At 74.3% G+C, this 19,182-nt stretch carries 16 protein-coding genes and 1 riboswitch; of the genes, 6 read left to right on the plus strand and 10 right to left on the minus strand.

What is annotated here, in order from left to right; genetic code table 11:
* Positions 1-207: 207 nt before the first annotated feature.
* On the minus strand, positions 208-1,629 hold the full coding sequence (gene cobC, locus ACIPW5_RS39260; RefSeq protein ID WP_401256129.1) for an Rv2231c family pyridoxal phosphate-dependent protein CobC: 1,422 nt from the start codon (positions 1,627-1,629) through the stop codon (positions 208-210).
* Positions 1,630-1,736: 107 nt separating this feature from the next.
* Here cobC and ACIPW5_RS39265 point away from each other — a divergent pair, with 107 nt between their 5' ends.
* Positions 1,737-2,501 (plus strand): ZIP family metal transporter, encoded by a 765-nt coding sequence (locus tag ACIPW5_RS39265; RefSeq protein ID WP_401256131.1) that lies wholly within the window; start codon positions 1,737-1,739, stop codon positions 2,499-2,501.
* Positions 2,502-2,521: 20 nt separating this feature from the next.
* Here ACIPW5_RS39265 and ACIPW5_RS39270 read toward each other — a convergent pair whose 3' ends face one another.
* The 7 genes from ACIPW5_RS39270 to ACIPW5_RS39300 all read right to left on the minus strand — a co-directional run bounded on the left by ACIPW5_RS39270 (position 2,522) and on the right by ACIPW5_RS39300 (position 11,055).
* Positions 2,522-3,877 (minus strand): cobyrinate a,c-diamide synthase, encoded by a 1,356-nt coding sequence (locus tag ACIPW5_RS39270; protein WP_401256134.1) that lies wholly within the window; start codon positions 3,875-3,877, stop codon positions 2,522-2,524.
* A 5-nt stretch (positions 3,878-3,882) separates the two neighbouring features.
* The gene (cobO, locus tag ACIPW5_RS39275; protein WP_352212342.1) at positions 3,883-4,482 is read right to left on the minus strand and encodes a cob(I)yrinic acid a,c-diamide adenosyltransferase; all 600 of its coding nucleotides are present in this window, start codon (positions 4,480-4,482) and stop codon (positions 3,883-3,885) included.
* Positions 4,482-6,560 (minus strand): putative cobaltochelatase, encoded by a 2,079-nt coding sequence (locus tag ACIPW5_RS39280; RefSeq protein ID WP_401256138.1) that lies wholly within the window; start codon positions 6,558-6,560, stop codon positions 4,482-4,484. Before ACIPW5_RS39280 ends, cobO begins: the two co-directional genes overlap by 1 nt.
* A 181-nt stretch (positions 6,561-6,741) precedes the next feature.
* Positions 6,742-8,262 (minus strand): cobyric acid synthase, encoded by a 1,521-nt coding sequence (locus ACIPW5_RS39285; RefSeq protein WP_401256140.1) that lies wholly within the window; start codon positions 8,260-8,262, stop codon positions 6,742-6,744.
* Complete coding sequence (locus ACIPW5_RS39290) at positions 8,259-9,215, minus strand: cobalamin biosynthesis protein (RefSeq protein ID WP_401256143.1); 957 nt, start codon at positions 9,213-9,215, stop codon at positions 8,259-8,261. The genes ACIPW5_RS39285 and ACIPW5_RS39290 overlap by 4 nt, the downstream gene beginning before the upstream one ends.
* 58 nt (positions 9,216-9,273) lie before the next feature.
* Positions 9,274-9,360: riboswitch (cobalamin riboswitch) on the minus strand.
* Between the two features lie 158 nt (positions 9,361-9,518).
* Entirely contained in the window at positions 9,519-9,740 is a 222-nt protein-coding gene (locus ACIPW5_RS39295; protein WP_401256146.1) for a hypothetical protein, read from the minus strand.
* A 28-nt stretch (positions 9,741-9,768) separates the two neighbouring features.
* Complete coding sequence (locus ACIPW5_RS39300) at positions 9,769-11,055, minus strand: anion permease (RefSeq protein ID WP_401256149.1); 1,287 nt, start codon at positions 11,053-11,055, stop codon at positions 9,769-9,771.
* Between the two features lie 343 nt (positions 11,056-11,398).
* On the opposite strand from ACIPW5_RS39300, the gene ACIPW5_RS39305 reads away from it, so the two are divergent.
* Positions 11,399-12,529 (plus strand): alpha/beta hydrolase family protein, encoded by a 1,131-nt coding sequence (locus tag ACIPW5_RS39305; protein ID WP_401256152.1) that lies wholly within the window; start codon positions 11,399-11,401, stop codon positions 12,527-12,529.
* A gap of 140 nt (positions 12,530-12,669) precedes the next feature.
* On the plus strand, positions 12,670-14,085 hold the full coding sequence (locus tag ACIPW5_RS39310; RefSeq protein WP_401256154.1) for a hypothetical protein: 1,416 nt from the start codon (positions 12,670-12,672) through the stop codon (positions 14,083-14,085).
* Positions 14,086-14,094: 9 nt separating this feature from the next.
* Here the strand turns inward: ACIPW5_RS39310 and ACIPW5_RS39315 are convergent, their stop codons facing one another.
* A complete protein-coding gene (locus ACIPW5_RS39315) occupies positions 14,095-14,490 on the minus strand; it encodes a VOC family protein (RefSeq protein ID WP_401256157.1) in 396 nt (131 codons plus the stop codon).
* A gap of 69 nt (positions 14,491-14,559) precedes the next feature.
* A complete protein-coding gene (locus ACIPW5_RS39320; protein WP_401256160.1) occupies positions 14,560-15,450 on the minus strand; it encodes a neutral zinc metallopeptidase in 891 nt (296 codons plus the stop codon).
* A gap of 256 nt (positions 15,451-15,706) precedes the next feature.
* Here ACIPW5_RS39320 and ACIPW5_RS39325 point away from each other — a divergent pair, with 256 nt between their 5' ends.
* The 3 genes from ACIPW5_RS39325 to ACIPW5_RS39335 all read left to right on the plus strand — a co-directional run bounded on the left by ACIPW5_RS39325 (position 15,707) and on the right by ACIPW5_RS39335 (position 18,887).
* Positions 15,707-17,305: an ABC-F family ATP-binding cassette domain-containing protein gene (locus tag ACIPW5_RS39325; RefSeq protein ID WP_401256163.1), complete on the plus strand. Its 1,599-nt coding sequence runs from the start codon at positions 15,707-15,709 to the stop codon at positions 17,303-17,305.
* A 375-nt stretch (positions 17,306-17,680) separates the two neighbouring features.
* The gene (locus ACIPW5_RS39330) at positions 17,681-17,902 is read left to right on the plus strand and encodes a helix-turn-helix domain-containing protein (protein ID WP_007263382.1); all 222 of its coding nucleotides are present in this window, start codon (positions 17,681-17,683) and stop codon (positions 17,900-17,902) included.
* Between the two features lie 205 nt (positions 17,903-18,107).
* On the plus strand, positions 18,108-18,887 hold the full coding sequence (locus ACIPW5_RS39335) for an enoyl-CoA hydratase/isomerase family protein (protein ID WP_401256165.1): 780 nt from the start codon (positions 18,108-18,110) through the stop codon (positions 18,885-18,887).
* Positions 18,888-19,182 lie beyond the last annotated feature (295 nt).

Raw genomic sequence — 19,182 nt, forward strand, 5'->3', positions numbered from 1 at the left:
CGACCGAAGGGAGCGCCCTTGACAGGCCGGCACGAACCGGAAGGACGATGGGACTGACGGGAAGCCCCCAACCCTCCCTGAGACCGCCCGAGGGGATCCCGCTCTCCGCGGCCACCCACCCGCACCGTGGGAGGCGGGTGGGCAGCCGCCGCCCGGCCGACGGGGGTCGAGGGGGAGATGGCGGGCCCGCGCCGGGAGCCGGGCCCCCTACCGCCCCGCCAGCGCCAATGCGTGGTCCAGGGCCTGGAGGAGGCGGCCCGTGGTGGTGCGGTCGCGGACTGCCAGGCGGAGCCAGTCGGGGTCCAGGCCCGGGAAGGTGTCGCCGCGGCGCACCGCGAAGCCGAGGGCGCGCAGGCGGGTGCGTACCTCTGCCGCGCCCGGGATGCGGACCAGGACGAACGGGCCTTCGGCCACCCCCGACACCCGGACCTCCTCGAACTCCGCGAGCCCCGCCAGCAGGTGCTCCCGGTCCAGGGCGATGCGCCGGGCGGCGGCCTCCGCCTCCGCCAGCGCCGCGGGGGAGACGCAGGCCTCCGCCGCGACGAGGGCCGGGGTCGACACGGGCCACAGGGGCTGTGCGGCGGCCAGTTCCGCGATGACCTCCGGTTCGGCGAGGACGTACCCGATGCGCAGCCCCGCCAGCCCCCAGGTCTTCGTCAGGCTGCGCAGGACGATGAGCCCGGGGACGTCCATCCGGCCGGCCAGGGCCTCCCGCTCGCCCGGGACGGCGTCCATGAAGGCCTCGTCGACCACCAGGGTCCGTCCGGGCCGGGCCAGTGCGGCGAGGACGCCCGCCGGGTGCAGGACCGAGGTCGGGTTGGTGGGGTTGCCGACCACCACCAGGTCGGCGTCCTCGGGCACGGCCGCCGGGTCCAGCCGGAAGCCGTCCTCGGGCCGCAGCAGGACCCGCTCCACCCGGTGCCCGGCGTCCCGCAGGGCCGCTTCGGGCTCGGTGAACTGGGGGTGCACCACGACCGGCCGTACGGCGCCCAGGGCCCGCGCGATGAGGACGAACGCCTCGGCGGCCCCGGCGGTCAGCAGCACCCGTTCGACGGGGAGCCCGTGCCGGGCCGCCACCGCCGCGCGCGCCGCCCGTCCGTCGGGGTAGGCCGCGAGGTCGCCGAGGCTGGCCGCGATCCGGTCCTTGAGCCACTGGGGCGGCGTGTCGGAGCGTACGTTCACCGCGAGGTCGACCAGCGTGCCGCCCGCGTCGGCCACCTCCGCGTCGCCGTGGTGGCGCAGGTCGTGCTCCTCGGCGGTGGCCACCGCGCAGGTCGCCGCGACCGAGCGCCGCTTGGGTACGAGGAGTTCCCCGCCGCCCGCCAGGGCCGCGGCCTCGGCCACCGAGGCGGTGCCGGCGGCGTCCCGTACGGCGGTCGAGGGGTGCGGGACGGGGATGAGCGCGAGCCGCTCGGCGGGGTAGCCGACCAGGGGCACGCCGAAACGTTCCGCCGCGCCCGTGATCCCCGGTTCCCCGGTCTTCGACTCCACCGTGGCCAGCGCCGTCACCGCCGCGGTGTCCAGCCCGGCACCCCGCAGCGTCTCCTCGACCAGCGCGCAGACCTCCTCGACGGAGACCCCCGCCCGCCCGCCGACACCGACCACCAGCCGCGTCACGTACTCGCCCACCGGGATCCCTCCTCCGTCCTTCGTCCGTCTCTCTTCGTCAACACGCTGCCGCCCGCCACCCGCGCGCGGAAGTGCGCCCCGGGCCGCCAGTCGGTATTCAGGGGCACATGGCGGTGATCGTTGCTTTGGGCGCGTTCCTCATGACGCTGGCGGGCGGCTGGACGGCGCAACGCGTCACCGACCGCCGCCACCTGGTGCTCGGCCTGGCCGGCGGGCTGATGCTCGGCGTGGTCGGCCTCGACCTGCTCCCGGAGGCCCTGCACGCCGCCGGCCGGGAGGTGTTCGGCGTCCCGCTGGCCCTGCTGCTCTTCGTGGGCGGCTTCCTGGTGGCCCACGTGGTGGAGCGCCTGCTCGCCGTACGCCAGGCCGCGCACGGCGCCGCGGACGACGGCGGCAACGGAGGCGATGACGGGCACGGCGGCAACGGCGGACGCGTCCCGCAGGTCGGCCTGACCGCGGCCGCCGCGATGGTCGGTCACAGCCTCGCCGACGGAGTGGCCCTCGGCGCTGCCTTCCAGGTCGGCGAGGGCATGGGCGTGGCCGTGGCACTGGCCGTCATCACCCACGACTTCGCCGACGGGTTCAACACGTACACGCTCACCCGCCTCTACGGGAACGCCCGCCGCAAGGCCCTGCTGATGCTCTTCGCGGACGCGGTGGCCCCGGTCGTCGGCGCCGCGTCCACCCTGCTGTTCACCCTTCCGGAGGAACCCCTCGGGGCGTACCTCGGGTTCTTCGGCGGCGTCCTGCTGTACCTGGCGGCCGCCGAGATCCTCCCCGAGGCGCACCACGAACACCCCGCCCTGTCCACGCTGATGTGCACGGTGGGCGGGGTGGCCGGGATCTGGCTCGTGGTCGGCCTCGCGGACTGACCCCCGGCCGGGGAGGCCGGTCACCGGTGCGCTGCCGCGGCTTCCGCGAAGCGCCGGGCGACCGAGGGCTGCGCCGCCCAGTGGGTGTGCAGGTAGCTGGCGTGCACGCCCTGCCGTACGAAGCCCTCGACGCGGCGTTCGGGGTGCGTGAACCCCCACGCGGGCGCCGCTCCGGCACCCGGCTCGACCACCGTCCGGTGGAACTCGTGGCCCCGCAGCCGCGTTCCCGCGGCGGCGAGCGAGCTGTCCGACACCGCGACCGCCTCGCGGTAGCCGAGGGTGAGCCGCTCCGACATCCGGGCATCGGCGTCGAGCACCCCGCACATCGGCTTCCCGTCGAGGGAGCGCGCCAGGTACAGCAGCCCGGCGCACTCGGCGGCCACCGGCCCGCCGGACGCCGCGAAGTCCGCGACGGCCTTGCGCAGCGGCTCGTTCGCAGACAGCTCCGGGGCGTACACCTCGGGGAACCCGCCGCCTATCACGAGCCCGCTCGCCCCCTCGGGGAGCACCTCGTCGTGGAGGGGGTCGAAGGGGACCACCTCCGCCCCGGCGGCCGTCAGCAGTTCCGCGTGCTCGGCGTACGAGAACGTGAACGCCGCTCCGCCCGCGACGGCGACGACGGGACGCGGTCCCGCGAGGGCGGAGACGGCCTCCTCGGGAGACCACGCCGCGCAGTCCAGCGGCGGCGCCGTCCGGGCCAGCGCCATCAGGGCGTCCAGGTCGCAGCCGGCCCGTACCTGCTCGGCCAGCGCCGCCACCGCGGCGACCGCGTCGGCCCGCCGCTCCGCCACCGGTACCAGGCCCAGGTGCCGGGACGGCGTCGCCACCTGCGGGACCCGCCGCATGACGCCGAGGACCGGCATCCCGGCCTCCTCCAGCGCCTCCCGGAGCATCACCTCGTGCCGGTCGGAGCCCACCTTGTTGAGGATCACCCCGCCGAGCCGGACCTGCGGGTCGAACGAGGCGAAGCCGTGCACCAGCGCCGCCACCGAACGCGACTGCGAGGAGGCGTCCACGACGAGCACCACCGGTGCCCGCAGCAGCTTCGCCACCTGCGCCGTCGAGGCCAGCTCGCCCCGCCCCGCGGCCCCGTCGTACAGCCCCATCACGCCCTCGACCACGGCGAGGTCGCACCCGGCGGAGCCGTGCGCGAACAGCGGGCCGACCAGCTCGGGCCCGCACATGAAGGCGTCCAGGTTCCGGCCCGGCCGGCCCGTGGCCAGCGCGTGGTAGCCGGGGTCGATGTAGTCGGGCCCGGCCTTGTGCGGGGACACGGCGAGGCCGCGCTCCGCGAAGGCCGCCATCAGGCCCGTCGCCACGGTGGTCTTGCCGCTGCCGGAGGACGGCGCGGCGATGACCAGCCGTGGCACGTTCACGGACGTCACCACTCGATGCCCTTCTGGCCCTTCTGGCCGGCGTCCATGGGGTGCTTGACCTTGGTCATCTCGGTGACCAGGTCCGCGAACTCCACGAGCTTCTCCGGGGCGTTGCGGCCCGTGATGACCACGTGCTGGGTGCCGGGGCGGTTGCGCAGCACCTCGATCACCTCGTCCACGTCGATCCAGCCCCAGTGCATCGGGTACGCGAACTCGTCGAGCACGTACAGCCGGTGCGTCTCGGCGGCCAGGTCGCGCTTGACCTGCTCCCAGCCCTCCTTGGCGGCCTGCTCGTTGTCGAGCTGCGCGTCCCGCTGGACCCAGGACCAGCCCTCGCCCATCTTGTGCCAGACGACGGAACCGCCCTCGCCGGAGGCGCCCAGCACCTTCAGCGCGTTCTCCTCGCCGACCTTCCACTTCGCCGACTTGACGAACTGGAACACCCCGATCGGCCAGCCCTGGTTCCAGGCGCGCAGCGCCAGGCCGAACGCGGCCGTCGACTTGCCCTTGCCCGGGCCGGTGTGCACGAAGACGAGCGGACGGTTGCGGCGTTGGCGCGTCGTGAGCCCGTCGTCGGGAACGACGGTCGGCTGTCCCTGCGGCATTACGCGGCCCTCCTGGGGGTTTCACGGGTCACTGCGGTACGTACGTTCTTCACGAGCCCGGCCAGCGAGTCGGCCCGCAGCCCGTCCAGGGTCACGGCGGGCGCGCCCAGGTCGGCGGCGAGCGCCCCGGCCAGGCCCAGCCGGACCGGCCCGGACTCGCAGTCCACGACCACCGAGGCGATCCCCTCGGCGGCCAGCAGGCGGGCGCTGCGCCCCGACAGCTCGCGCGGGTCACCGCCGACGGCCCCGGCCGAGGTGGCCCGCCCGTCGGTGACGACGACGAGCAGCGGGCGGCGCGAGGGGTCCCGCAGCCGCTCGATCCGCAGCACCTCGTGGGCCTTGAGCAGGCCCGGGCCGAGGGGGGTGCGGCCGCCGGTGGGCAGCTTCTCCAGCCGGGCGGCGGCCGCGTCCACCGAGGAGGTGGGCGGCAGCGCCAGTTCGGCGTCCGCGCCGCGGAAGGTGATCAGGCCGACCTTGTCCCGGCGCTGGTAGGCGTCCAGGAGCAGCGAGAGCACGGCGCCCTTGACGGCACCCATCCGCTGCCGGGCGGCCATCGAGCCCGAGGCGTCGACGCAGAACAGCACGAGGTTGCCCTCGCGGCCCTCCCGGGTGGCCTGGCGCAGGTCGTCCCGGCGCACGACGAGGCCGCGACCGGAGCGGCCGCGGGCCTTCTGGTGCGGGGCGGCGGCGTGCACGGTGGCCGCCAGGTGCAGCTTCGTCAGCTGGCCCCGGGGGCGCTGGGCGCCGGTGGTGCGGCCGTGCGCGGTACGGGCGCGCGAACGCCGGCCGGCCGCGCCCTCGCCGAGGCCGGGCACGCTCAGCATCTTGGTCCGGAACGGCTCGGCGGCCCCCACGGCGGCCTGCTCGGCCGGGCCGGCCCCGCCCTGCGGGGCGGAGGGCTGCGGCTCGGGGGCGGCGTCCTCCGGTGCGGCGGTCTCCTCGGGCGCGTGCCCGGTCTCGGGCCCGCCGCCCTGCGGGGGCACCCCGCCGCCGTCCCCGTCGGGGCCGCCGCCGTCACCGCCGTCGTCGGGGCCCTCGGGCTCCGGCTCCGGCTCGGGCTCCTCGTCGGGGAAGCCGTTCAGGATCTCGTCGAGCTTGTCCTCGTCCAGGCCGGGCGCGTCGAACGGGTTGCGCCGGCGCCGGTGGGGGAGGGCCAGCAGGGCGGCCTGCCGGACGTCCTCCTTGAGCACGGAGGTCCGCCCGGCCCAGGCGGCCAGCGCGGTCGCGGTGCGGGCCATCACGATGTCGGCGCGCATGCCGTCGACCTCGAACCCGGCGCAGGTGGCGGCGATCTGCAGCAGCGCGGTGTCCCCGAGCCGGACCTGCGGGAGCAGCGCCCGCGCGGCCACGACCCGCGCCCGCACCTCGCTCTCGTCCCCGGCCCAGCGGGCGGCGAAGCCCGCGGGGTCGTCCTCGTACGCGAGCCGGCGGCGCACCACCTCGACGCGCTGCTCGGGTTCCCGGGAGGCCGCGACCTCGACGGTCAGCCCGAACCGGTCCAGCAGCTGCGGGCGCAGCTCGCCCTCTTCGGGGTTCATGGTGCCGACGAGGAGGAAGCGGGCCGCGTGCCGCACGGAGACGCCCTCGCGCTCCACGTACGAGGCGCCCATGGCGGCGGCGTCGAGGAGGAGGTCGATGAGGTGGTCGTGGAGCAGGTTGACCTCGTCGACGTACAGGATCCCGCGGTGCGCGTCGGCGAGCAGACCGGGCTCGAAGGCCTTCACGCCCTCGGCGAGGGCGCGTTCGATGTCGAGGGCGCCGACGAGGCGGTCCTCGGAGGCGCCGACGGGCAGCTCGACCATGCGCGCGGGGCGGTCGGTGCCGGTGCCGGGCTCGTGCGGCCCGTCCGGGCAGGCCGGGTCGGGCGCCGTCGGCGCGCACGAGAACCGGCAGCCGGGGACGACGTCCACCTGCGGCAGCAGCGCGGACAGCGCGCGCACGGCGGTGGACTTGGCGGTCCCCTTCTCGCCGCGCACGAGCACGCCGCCGACCGCCGGGCTCACGGCGTTGAGCAGGAGCGCCAGCCGTAGGTTGTCCTGCCCGACAACGGCCGAGAAGGGGAACGGGACGCTGCTCATGAGAGGGTCACTCCTTCGAGTGGCTTGTGTCGACGAACACGCCAACGCGGTCCGGTCCTGCATGGGTTTCCGAGAGGTCCCTGCTCGCGCGGGGACGACCCGGGGTGGGGCGTGCTCATGCGGTGCCCACTCCTGATGGTCCCCGCCGGTGCGGGGACGGCCGCCCGAAGGGCCGGCCCCCTCACGGTGCGCCCGGGGGGAGGAAGGGGAGGCCGGCCGGGGCCCCGGACTCGATCAGGCGGAGCAGCGCATCGGTGTCGGCGTGTTCCTCGATCAGATCGCCCAGCAGGTCCAGCTGCTCCTCCCGCAGGGAGGCGAACGACGTGTCCGGCGCCGGGACGAAGCGACGGCCCGCAGCGGCGGCCACCTCGCGGAGGAACGCCCGGCGGAAGCCGTCGGACTCCAGCGAGCCGTGCCAGTGGGTGCCCCAGACCGATCCGACCCGGCAGCCGTCCAGGAAGGGCTCGCCGCCCAGTACCTCGGCCACCCCGTGGTGGATCTCGTAGCCGGAGACCTCCTCGCCCAGGGCGGTGCCCACCGGCCGGGCCAGGGTCTTCTCCACCGCGAACCGCACCCGCACCGGCAGCAGTGCGAGCCCCGCGACCGAGCCGGCCTTCGACTCGACCTCGTCGTCGATGTGCTCGCCCAGCGCCTGGAAGCCGCCGCAGATGCCCAGCACCGGCCGGCCCTCTGCGGCGCGCCGCGCCAGCGCGTCGGCGAGGCCCCGCTCCCGGAGCCATTCCAGCGCCTTCACCGTGCCGCGCGTGCCCGGTACGACGACCAGGTCGGCGTCGGCCAGTTCCTCGGCCCGGTCCACGAACCGCACGACCACGCCCGGCTCGGCCGCCAGCGCGTCGACGTCGGTGAAGTTCGACATGAGCGGCACCGCGCACACCGCGACCCGCAGTACGTCCTCGCCGACCGGCGGGGCGACGACGGACTCGCGCACCGCGCCCCGGAGGGAGACCCGCAGGCCGTCCTCCTCGTCGATGCCCAGCCCGTGCTGGAAGGGCAGCACCCCGTACGTGGCACGCCCGGTCAGGCCGCGCAGCATCTCCATGCCGGGTTCCAGCAGGGACACGTCGCCGCGGAACTTGTTGACCATGTACCCGGCGATCAGCGACTGGTCCTCGGGGGACAGCAGGGCCGTGGTCCCGAAGAAGGAGGCGAAGACCCCGCCCCGGTCGATGTCGCCGACCACGACCACCGGGAACCGCGCGGCCCGCGCGATGCCCATGTTCACGATGTCGGTCCGGCGCAGGTTGATCTCGGCCGGGCTGCCGGCCCCTTCGCAGATCACGGCGTCATACGTGCCCCGCAGCTGCTCCAGGCAGTCCGTGACGATGCCGAGGAGCTGTTCCTGGCGGCCGCCGTGGTAGCCGCGGGCGCTCATCTCGCCGACCGGCTTGCCCAGCAGCACCACCTGGCTGCTGCGGTCGCTGCCCGGCTTGAGCAGCACGGGGTTCATCAGCGCGGTCGGCTCCACCCGGGCGGCCTGGGCCTGCATGGCCTGGGCGCGGCCGATCTCGGCGCCCTCGCGCGTCACGAACGAGTTCAGCGACATGTTCTGGGCCTTGAACGGGGCGACCTTCACGCCCTGCCGGGCCAGCCAGCGGCAGATGCCCGCCGTGACCACGCTCTTGCCCGCGTCGGACGTGGTCCCCGCGACCAGCAGTCCGCCGCCGCGCCTGGTGCCGCTCATGTGCGTCCCCTCCGTACTCCTGCGACCAGCGCCCGCGCCGCCACGCAGGTGCCCAGCGCCAGCCAGGTCACCCGCCGCGACAGCCGCACCGCCCGTTCGATGTCGGCGACCTCCACGGGCCGCCCCCGTTCGCCGTTCAGCACGGCCCGGTGCTCGACGCGCCCCCCGTAGGACAGGGTCCCGCCCAGCCGGACGCCGAGCGCGCCGGCGAAGGAGGCCTCGACCGGGCCGGCGTTGGGGCTGGGGTGGGCGGCGGCGTCGGCGCGCCAGGCCCGTACGGCTCCCCGCCGGTCGGGGCCGGCGGCCACGGCGGCGAGGGCCGTCAGCCGGGCCCCGGGCCAGCCGGCCAGGTCGTCGAGGCGGGCGGAGGCCCAGCCGTAGCGCAGGTAGCGCGGCGACTTGTGGCCCACCATCGCGTCGAGGGTGTTCACGGCGCGGAAGGCCAGCAGCCCGGGGACGCCGGCGACGGCGCCCCACACCAAGGCCCCGACGACCGCGTCGGAGGTGTTCTCGGCGACGGACTCCACGACGGCCCGCGCCATCTGCTGCTCGTCCAGTGCCTGGGGGTCGCGCCCGCACAGGTGCGGGAGCCGCTCCCGGGCGACCTCGGCGTCGCCGGCTGCGAGGGCCCCGCCGATGGCGCGGGCCTCCCGGCCGAGAGAGGTGCCGCCGACCACGGCCCAGGTGGCCGCGGCGGTCAGGGCGATGCGGGCGGCCGCGGGCCGGGAGCGCACGGCGCGCGCGCCCAGCGCGCCGACGGCGGCGGCGCCGCCCGCGCAGACGGCGGTGTGCAGGAGGCCCCGGGCGCGGTCGTCGCGCCACAGGGCGCCCTCGACGGCGGCGGCGGCTCGTCCGAAGGCGGCCACGGGGTGCCCCCGGCGGGGATCCCCGAGGATCCGGTCGCCGATCAGCCCCGCCGTGGCGCCGTACGCGAAGACGCGGTCGGCACGCATGGTGGCAGGTATGTCCTCACTCAGGGTCCGCGCCCTGGTTCGACGTGTCCGGCGGCGAGAGTTCCTGGCTCCCGGGGCGCACGCACGGTGTGTGCTCCCCGGTGACAGTGGCGGGACCGCGCCGGATTCGCACCGGACTTCCTCTCCATGCCGCCGTAATGGCTCGGGCAGTCCACCACGCCCCGCGAACGCCCGTCAACTTGCCGTTGACCTGGTGGGACGGAGGGCGGAGAAGGGGCGCGGGTACGCGAAAGCTCCCTCCGGGGAATCCCGGAGGGAGCCGTCGTACGCGGTGCGGCGGTGTCAGCTGACGATCAGGTAGATGCCGTAGGTCACGGCCGCGGCGCAGAGCGCGAAGCAGGCGTAGGCGCCGCTGCGGGCCAGGGTCGCGGTCCCGCCCTGCTCGGTGGCGGCCTCGTGCTTGGAGAGGCCCACCAGGCCCAGGGTGAAGAGGGCCACGAGGGTGACGGTGGCGGAGAGGCTGACCCCGAAGACGGAGCCGAGTGCTGCCCAGTCGATCTTCATACTGCCGTTTCCTCTGTCGTTCTCGGGGTCAGACCGCCGCGGCCGGGGCCGTGGGGGTCGTCGGGGAGGCCGGGCCGGCCGTGGCGGCCGGGATGGTGGCCTTGAGGTCCTCGTCGGTGACCGCGGCGGTGGTGCCCGCGAGCGGCGGGACGGCGACGGCGGCCATGGCGGTGGTGACCACGCCGGGCTCCTCGGCCTCGGTGGAGGCGGCGGTGCCGGTCTCGTTGACGTTGGTGTGGTCGACGACCTGGCGGCGGGAGATCAGCCAGATGGCGACGCAGGAGCCGACCAGGAAGACGGTGACGGCGACGACGCCGATGTCACCGGTGCGCATGACCAGCTCGGCGCCGGAGGCGACCAGGGCGGCGGCCGGCAGGGTCAGGCCCCACGCGACGAACATGCGGGTGGCGGTGGACCAGCGGACCACTCCGCCCTTGCGGCCCAGGCCCGCGCCCATGACGGCGCCGGAGCAGGCGTGCGTGGTGGAGAGGGAGAAGCCGAGGTTGGAGGAGGCCAGGATGACGCTGGCGGCCGAGGTCTGGGCGGCGAAGCCCTGCTGCGGCTGCAGGTCGGTCAGGCCGGAGCCCATGGTGCGGATGATGCGCCAACCGCCGAGGTAGGTGCCCATGGCGATGGCCAGACCGGCGGAGACGATGACCCAGACCGGCGGGTTGGAGCCGGGCGCGAGCGCGCCGCCGGCGACCAGGGCCAGGGTGATGATGCCCATCGTCTTCTGAGCGTCGTTGGTGCCGTGCGCGAGGGAGACGAGACCGGCGGAGGCGATCTGGCCGGCCCGGTAGCCCTTGGCGGAGGTCTTCTCGCCGACCTTGCCGTTCAGCTTGTACGTGATCTTCGTGGCCAGCATCGCGGCCACACCGGCCACGATCGGCGCGGCGACCGCGGGGAGCAGCACCTTGGTGACGAGCGTGTCGCCGTTGACGGCACCGAGGCCGGCGGAGGCGACGGCGGCACCGACCAGGCCGCCCATCAGGGCGTGCGAGGAGCTGGAGGGCAGGCCGACCAGCCAGGTGACGAGGTTCCAGAGGATCGCGCCGACCAGGGCGGCGTAGATCACCTCCGGCTGAATGCCCTCCTCGTTGACCAGGCCCTTGGAGATCGTCTTGGCGACCTCCACGGACATGAACGCGCCGACGAGGTTGAGCACGGCGGACATGGCCACCGCCGTCTTGGGCTTGAGGGCGCCGGTCGAGATGGTGGTGGCCATCGCGTTGGCTGTGTCGTGGAAACCGTTCGTGAAGTCGAACACGAGAGCGGTGATGATCACGATCCCGAGGAGAAGCGTTATGTGCTCCATTTACCCAGGCTTCTGTTTGGCGTCAGTGGCTCGGCGACCGTAGGCAACCTGGGTGAACGGAAGATGAACTGACACGGGCGGCACGGTGTCCCCACGCGCCACACGATCGGGTCATTCGTCCTGATTCTGCCGTAGCCATCCCCATTCATGCACGTCAAAGCCGGGTGAACGGACCCTTCCGGAGAGGTTCACCGGCTTGCGGACGCCCGCTCCGGACTCCCGAAAGAGAGGTAGATCACTCCGATCGGAAGCCCCTCGTCCGCCGCTCGGCCCCCACCCCCGCGCTCCGGGGGAACGATCTCCTCCGGTGGCCCCTCCGGACCCGTGCGCCGAGACTGGAACGGTGCGTACCGCCACAGCGACGGCAGCGGCCGTCACCACGACCCTGATCGGCGCCGGAGCGGCCGCGGTCGCGGCCGGCCGGTACGCCGCCGACGCGGCCCTGCGGCCCGAACCGGGCCGCCCGCTGCCCGGCGGCCCACGCCTGAGCGTCCACTCCGCCGAAGGGGGCCGGGTGGTCCTCACCCGCTCGCTGGCCTCCCTGCGCCCCGGGGTGCACGCCCTGGAGGCCCCCGGCGTGCACGCGGTGGCCGGCTCCGTCCTCACCGACGTCCCGCACGACCCGGACACCGTCGTGCGCCGCCTGCTCGCGGTGAGCCACGGCAGCCTGACCCCGGGCACCCGGGTCGCCCTCACCCCCCAGGTGCACCGGGGCAACCCGCGCTCCGCCCTCGGGCTGGACCACGCCGACGTGGACGTCCCCGGCGAGCTCGGCCCGCTCCCGGCCTGGTTCCTGCCCGGCGCCCGGGGCACCTGGGTGATCACCGTCCACGGCCTCGGCACCGGCCGGGAGCACCCGATGACGGTCATGCCCTTCCTGCACCGCCACCGCCTCCCGGTGCTCGACCTCGCCTACCGGGGCGACATCGGAGCCCCCGCACCCCCGGACGGCCTGGGCCACCTCGGCGAGTCGGAGTGGCGGGACCTGGACGCCGCCATCCGCTACGCCGTGCGCTACGGGGCCCGGCGCGTGGTCCTCTACGGCTGGTCCACCGGGGCCACCATGGCCCTGCGCGCCCTGGAGCGCTCCGCCCTGGCCGGCCGGATCTCCGGACTGGTGCTGGACTCGCCGGTGCTGGACTGGCACACCACCCTGCGCGCCCTGGCCGCCGCCCGCGGCACCCCGGCCCCGCTGCTCCCGCTCGCCGTCCGGGCCGCCGAGGGCCGCGCCGGGCTGCGCGCCGACCACCGCCCGCCGGGAGCGGACCCGGGCGCGCTGCGGGTGCCCGTCCTGGTCTTCCACGGGCCGGCCGACACGATCGCCCCCTGGGATCCCGCCCGCCGGCTGGCCGCGGCCCGGCCCGACCTGGTCACCCTGCACACCGTGATGGACGCCGGGCACGGGGCGATGTGGAACGCCGACCCGCTGCGCTACGAGGAGGCGCTGCGGCGCTTCCTGGTCCCTCTCATGTGACGTGTGATGTGGCGCCCGAGTGAAGGGCCTGTGGCGGACGGGACGCGGTGGGGGATTCCTCCCGGTTCATCCACCCCGTGACCTGTGGAAATGACCCGTTCCGTTTGGGCTTTCGGCCAGTGACGGGCGAGACTGCTTCCGTGACGTCCCGAAAGCCTGATGAGCAGTTGGCTCGCGACTCCAGACTCCGACTCGTCTCCCAGCGCTCCGTCGCCACGGCGCGCAAGGCGGTGACCGACCGGCGGCCCCGGCCGGCCACCCGGCCCCCGGCGGGCACCCCCGCCACGGCGGACCTGGCGAACCGCGCCCGCGCCTCGCTCGCCGACGCGGTACGGCTGGCCCGCTGGGCCGAGCTGAACCTCGGCGCGGGCGACGGCGGCCGCCCGGCGCCCTCGGGCGCACTGCCCGCCGTCGACGTCGAACGGGCCGCCGCGGAGCTGGGCCTGACGCACGGGCAGATCCGCGTCGGCTGGGACCGCGCCCGCCTCTCCGGCCTCGTCGAGGTGCACGGCGGACACGCCCGCCCCGGCTGGCGGCTGCGCGCCTGGGACCGCGACGACACCGCCGTGCTGCGCGGCTGGGTCGCCCTCTTCGACGCCTGGTCGCTCGTCCACCCGGCCCCCGCGGACATCGCCCCCTCGGCCGTCGCCGAAGTGGTCGAGGCCATGCCGCAGCTGCTGTCGCTGCTCCAGCTCTCCGCCGGTCCGGTGACCGTCCCCGACCTGCTGGACCTGCTCGGCCAGCGGGTCACCGAGCTCCGCGACGAGCGCTGCGAGGTCCCCTACGGCCCCGAGCCCGCCGCCGGCTCCACCGCCGCGGCCGAACCCCGGCCGCTCCCGCTCGCCCGGCTGCTGCGCTGGGCCCTGGGCGGACTCGCCGCCGTGGACGCCGTCACCCTCGGCCCCGCCATGGCCACCCTCACCCCCCTCGGCAGCTGGGCCGTGTGGGTGAAGCTGGAGCAGATCTGCGTGGCCGCCCAGAGCCCGGCCGGCAACATCGAGCAGTCCGCCGCCGCCATGCTGCACGGCTGCGCCCGGCTCACCCCGGGACCGGCCCGCGCCGAGTACCAGGCCTGGCTCGCCGCCCGGCCCGTCGGCCACGCCGTCAGCGAGCTGCTGCACGCGGCCCGGGGCGAGGACGCCCTGCTGCGCGGCCTGGCCTTCGAGGCCCTGCGGGTGGTCGGGGCGCCCGCCGAGCGCGAGGTGCGCGCGGCCCTGCGCGAGCCCGCGCTGCGGCCGTACGCCCTGCTCTGGCTCGCCGAGCACGACGGGGTCGACCCCGACGAGGCCCAGGACGTGCTCACCCCCGAGGAGTCGACCTGGCTGTGGGTGGACACGGCCGCCGCCATCGCCGACCACGGCGAGGCCGACCTGCTCGCCCGGCACCTGGACTCCGCCGTGCGCACCACCGTCCCCCGGCTGCTGGACGAGGTCCGCGCCGTCGGCCACCCCCGCACCGTGCAGGTGCTGGTCGCCCTGGCCGCCGCGCACCCCGACCCGGCCCTCGCCAAGGCGGTCCGCCGGGCCGCCTTCCAGGTCCACACCGGCGGCGGCTGACCCCCGGCCTCAGAGGGAGGGCGTGTAGGTACCGAAGCTCCAGATGTTGCCCTCGGTGTCCCGGGCCATGTAGTCCCGGGACCCGTAGTCCTGGTCGGTGGGCTCCATCAGGATCTCCACGCCGTGCTCGGCCGCCCGCCGGTGGTGCGCGTCCACGTCGTCGACCACGACGTACACCCCGGCCGGGCCCGCCGTCTCCATGACCTTGTCGAAGACCCCGCCGCGCCCCTTGCTGCCCAGCATCACCGCGCCGTTCCCGTACGCCAGCTCCGCGTGCATGACGGAGCCGTCGTCACCCTCGTAGACCGCGACCTGGGTGAAGCCGAACGCCTCCGTGAGCTGCTGGATCGCCGCCTTCGCGTCGCGGTAGAGCAGTGCGGGGTAGATGGACGGAACGCCTGCCATGACGATCACTCCCTCTTGTGACGATGGCCCAAGTGACCCGTGTCACAGCATGGCAGGCGTCGGCGGCGGTCACCGGAAGGTGTTGCACTGGGCCATGTCGCCGGTGCGGTAGCCCTGGTAGAACCACTGCTGACGCTGCTCGGCCGAGCCGTGGGTCCAGGACTCCGGGGTGACCCGGCCCTGGAACTTCTCCTGGATCCGGTCGTCGCCGACGGCCGCCGCCGCGTCCAGCCCGTCCCGGATGTCCTGGTCGGTGAGGCTGGTGATCAGCGGCCGCCCCGTGGACTCGTCCGGGGTCCGCGTCGCGTTGTGCGCCCACACCCCCGCGTAGCAGTCGGCCTGGAGCTCGACCTTCACCGCGTTGCTGTTCGCGCCCTGGCGCCCGTCCTGGGCCCGCTGGAGGGTTCCGGTCAGGTTCTGGATGTGGTGCCCGTACTCGTGGGCCACCACGTAGGCCTGGGCGAAGGGGCCGCCGCTCGCGCCGAACTTCGTCCGCAGCTCGTTGAAGAAGCCCAGGTCGAGGTAGACCTGCCGGTCGGCCGGGCAGTAGAAGGGGCCGACCGCCGAGGTGGCCGCCCCGCAGGCGGTGTTCACCCGGCCGGTGAAGAACACCGTCGACGCCGGACGGTAGGCGCCGCCGCGCTTGGCGAACTCCTGGCTCCAGAAGTCCTGGGTGCTGTTGACCACCGCCACCAGCCGGCAGTCCTCGCGCGCGTTCGCGTCCCGGCCGGTCTTGCAGGACTGCTGCACCTGCGCCGCCGAGGAGGAGGTCGCGGCCGGCTCGGGGGTGCCGTCCGACAGGCCCAGCTGATCCGGGCCCACCCCGAAGAGCAGCCCCAGCACCAGCGCGATCAGGCCGGCGATGCCCCCGCCGATGGTGGCCCTCCCACCCGGGACACGGCTGCCGCGCACGTCCTTGACCTCGGAGGTGTCCAGATTGGCGTCGTCGTCGAACTGCATCCCGCACCGCCCGTATCGGTGAGACCGGAGGGGCCGCCTGCCGCCCTTCCGGCGAGTGTCAACCCCTTCATCCTGATACGCGTACGGGCGGCCCGGCGTCGCCCGTACGCCGAACGGGCGACGGGAGGCCCCGAAAAGCGGTTGCGCACCCCCGGTAGAATGAATCCCATGGCAAATCTCCTCGCGGATTAGCGGCGTCGAAGCAACGCGCGTCCTGCCCCCACTTCCGCCGTCCCCACCGCCCTGGAGTATTTCCGTGATCACCGCCACCGGCATCGAGCTGCGCGCCGGCGCCCGCATCCTCATCGAGAACGCGTCCTTCCGCGTCGCCAAGGGCGACCGCATCGGGCTCGTCGGCCGCAACGGAGCGGGCAAGACCACCCTCACCAAGTGCCTCGCGGGGGAGGGCCAGCCCGCCGGCGGCACCATCACCCGGTCCGGTGAGGTCGGCTACCTCCCGCAGGACCCGCGCACCGGTGACCTCGACGTACTCGCCCGCGACCGGATCCTCTCCGCGCGCGGGCTCGACGTACTGATCAAGAAGATGCGCGCCAACGAGGAGCGCATCGCCACCGGCTCCGGCGCCACCCGCGACAAGGCCCTCAAGCAGTACGAGCGCCAGGAGACCGAGTTCCTGACCAAGGGCGGCTACGCCGCCGAGTCCGAGGCCGCGACCATCTCGGCCGCCCTCAGCCTCCCCGACCGGGTCCTCGGCCAGCCGCTGCACACCCTCTCCGGCGGTCAGCGCCGCCGCGTCGAGCTCGCCCGGATCCTCTTCTCGGACGCCGACACCCTGCTCCTCGACGAGCCCACCAACCACCTCGACGCCGACTCGATCGTCTGGCTCCGCGACTACCTGAAGAACTACCGCGGCGGCTTCATCGTGATCTCCCACGACGTCGACCTCGTCGAGACGGTGGTCAACAAGGTCTTCTACCTCGACGCCAACCGGTCCCAGATCGACGTCTACAACATGGGCTGGAAGCTCTACCAGCAGCAGCGCGAGGCCGACGAGAAGCGCCGCAAGCGCGAGCGCCAGAACGCCGAGAAGAAGGCCGCGGCGCTGAACTCGCAGGCCGACAAGATGCGCGCCAAGGCCACCAAGACCGTCGCCGCCCAGAACATGGCCAAGCGCGCCGAACGGCTGCTCTCCGGCCTGGAGGCGGTCCGCGCCTCCGACAAGGTCGCCAAGCTGCGCTTCCCGGAGCCGGCGCCCTGCGGCAAGACCCCGCTGACCGCCGAGGGCCTGTCGAAGTCCTACGGCTCGCTGGAGATCTTCACCGACGTCGACCTGGCCATCGACAAGGGCTCCCGCGTGGTCATCCTCGGCCTCAACGGCGCCGGCAAGACCACCCTGCTGCGCCTGCTGTCGGGCACCGAGAAGCCCGACACCGGCTCCGTCGTCCCCGGTCACGGCCTCAAGCTCGGCTACTACGCCCAGGAGCACGAGACGCTCGACCCGGACCGCACGGTCCTGGAGAACATGCGCTCCTCCGCGCCCGACCTGGACCTGGTCGAGGTGCGCAAGACGCTCGGCTCCTTCCTGTTCTCCGGCGACGACGTGGACAAGCCCGCGGGCGTGCTCTCCGGCGGCGAGAAGACCCGTCTGGCGCTGGCCACCCTGGTCGTCTCCTCGGCCAACGTGCTGCTCCTCGACGAGCCCACCAACAACCTCGACCCGGCCAGCCGCGAGGAGATCCTCGGCGCGCTGCGCACCTACAAGGGCGCGGTCATCCTCGTCACGCACGACGAGGGCGCCGTGGAGGCCCTGGAGCCGGAGCGGATCATCCTGCTCCCGGACGGGGTCGAGGACCTGTGGGGCCCGGACTACCGGGACCTCGTCGCCCTCGCCTGACCCCGCCGCCGGGCCCCGCCCGGCGGCCCCGCGGGGTTGATCCAGTTCCTTATGGATCATTCGGCCCAGACGTGATCCATCATCTGAGTGAGACGGTCTCGTACCCCCGCGCCCTGTACATCGGCCCCGGCCGCGTCCCTCCCGGACGCGCGACCGGGGCCGGCCTTCTTCCGTTTCCGGCCCCTGACCTGGCGATTCCCTTCGGCACCGGAGAAATGTGACGGAGGTCATGTGCCGGAAGAGGAGATTCCGTTCTGCTCGGGTGTCCACGGGCCGGGAAATGCCGTCGCACCGACCTTGCTGAATGGGTGGCCAGGAAGCCGGGGAGGGGTGATCATGAGAAGTCCAGAGCGCACTTCCCACGAGGAGGCACGGGTGGCCGAGACTCTGAAGAAGGGCAGCCGGGTGACCGGCGCCGCGCGCGACAAGCTCGCGGCAGACCTGAAGAAGAAGTACGACTCCGGTGCGAGTATCCGGGCGCTGGCCGAAGAGACCGGCCGGTCCTACGGATTCGTCCACCGGATGCTCAGCGAGTCCGGAGTCACGCTGCGTGGTCGCGGTGGCGCGACGCGCGGCAAGAAGGCGGCTGCGGCCTGACCCTGGCCCTCAGGCCGGGGCCGGTCCCGGAGACCGCCCGACAGCTCCGTTCTCTTTCATGCTGTCTGATCCATGCTGTCGGTTCCGTCCCGTTCCACGCACGGTACTTTCGGTGACCCCCGGTCGGCCCCGTGGTCGACTGGGTGGTTACTGTGCAGTCACTTAGGCCGAGCAAGCGGCCGAGACTGCACACCGGAGGCACCAGATGGCTCTGCTCGACAAGGATGGCGTACGGCTCACCATCGACGACACGGTCGCCACGGTGACACTGACCAATCCGGCCAAGCGAAACGCCCAATCCCCCGCGCTCTGGCGGGCGTTGGCGGAGGCCGGACGGTCGCTGCCCGGCACCGTCCGGGTCGTCGTGCTGCGCGGCGAGGGCAAGTCCTTCTCCGCCGGACTCGACCGGCAGGCCTTCACCCCCGAGGGCTTCGACGGCGAGCCGTCCTTCCTCGATCTGGCACGCGGTTCCGACGAACTGCTCGACTCCACCATCGCCGAGTACCAGGAGGCCTTCACCTGGTGGCGACGCAATGACATCGTCTCCATCGCCGCCGTACAGGGGCACGCGATCGGCGCCGGCTTCCAGCTCGCGCTCGCCTGCGACCTGCGCGTCGTCGCCGACGACGTCCAGTTCGCCATGCGCGAGACCAGCCTGGGCCTGGTCCCCGACCTGGCCGGCACCCAGCCGCTGACCGCCCTGGTCGGCTACGCCCGCGCGCTGGAGATCTGCGCGACGGGCCGCTTCGTGCACGCCGAGGAGGCCGAGCGGGTGGGCCTCGCCAACCTGGTCGTCCCGGCCGACGAGCTCGACGCCGCCGTCCAGGACCTCACCACCGCCCTGCTCGCCCCGCCCCGCGACGCCGTCATCGAGACCAAGGCGCTGCTGCGCGCGGCCCCGTCCCGTACGTACGACGACCAGCGCACCGCCGAGCGCGCCGCCCAGGCCCGCCGGCTGCGCGACCTCGCGGGCCTGTCCGACTGACACGCGGACGCACGCACGCATGCCCGGAAGGCCGGAACGGAACCCCGTTCCGGCCTTCCGGCGTACTCCCCGGCGCGGCGGCGCCCGTACGCGCTTACGGTGATCGGGAGACATCCCCTTTCCCGCGGTGCCGTTGCCCTGGCCGGGGCTGTACGGGGCGCCGGGTGCGGGTGGGCGTGCCGCTGCGCGGGGCAGGTCCCCTACCCGCCCTTCGCCCGTTCCCTGGGGGCTCCGCCCCCAGACCCCCGCGCCTCAAACGCCGGCGAGGCTATATCTAGCCTCGCCGGCGTTTGAG

Source organism: Streptomyces sp. NPDC090077, assembly GCF_044747545.1.
Taxonomy (GTDB): domain Bacteria; phylum Actinomycetota; class Actinomycetes; order Streptomycetales; family Streptomycetaceae; genus Streptomyces.

Coding starts and splice junctions, on each gene's coding strand:
- cobO (WP_352212342.1), bottom strand. CDS start 4,482: ATGCCGCAGGGACAGCCGACCGTCGTTCCCGACGACGGGCTCACGACG.
- ACIPW5_RS39315 (WP_401256157.1), bottom strand. CDS start 14,490: ATGGCAGGCGTTCCGTCCATCTACCCCGCACTGCTCTACCGCGACGCG.
- ACIPW5_RS39295 (WP_401256146.1), bottom strand. CDS start 9,740: ATGAAGATCGACTGGGCAGCACTCGGCTCCGTCTTCGGGGTCAGCCTC.
- ACIPW5_RS39290 (WP_401256143.1), bottom strand. CDS start 9,215: ATGCGTGCCGACCGCGTCTTCGCGTACGGCGCCACGGCGGGGCTGATC.
- ACIPW5_RS39280 (WP_401256138.1), bottom strand. CDS start 6,560: ATGAGCAGCGTCCCGTTCCCCTTCTCGGCCGTTGTCGGGCAGGACAAC.
- ACIPW5_RS39285 (WP_401256140.1), bottom strand. CDS start 8,262: ATGAGCGGCACCAGGCGCGGCGGCGGACTGCTGGTCGCGGGGACCACG.
- ACIPW5_RS39335 (WP_401256165.1), top strand. CDS start 18,108: ATGGCTCTGCTCGACAAGGATGGCGTACGGCTCACCATCGACGACACG.
- ACIPW5_RS39265 (WP_401256131.1), top strand. CDS start 1,737: ATGGCGGTGATCGTTGCTTTGGGCGCGTTCCTCATGACGCTGGCGGGC.
- ACIPW5_RS39320 (WP_401256160.1), bottom strand. CDS start 15,450: ATGCAGTTCGACGACGACGCCAATCTGGACACCTCCGAGGTCAAGGAC.
- ACIPW5_RS39300 (WP_401256149.1), bottom strand. CDS start 11,055: ATGGAGCACATAACGCTTCTCCTCGGGATCGTGATCATCACCGCTCTC.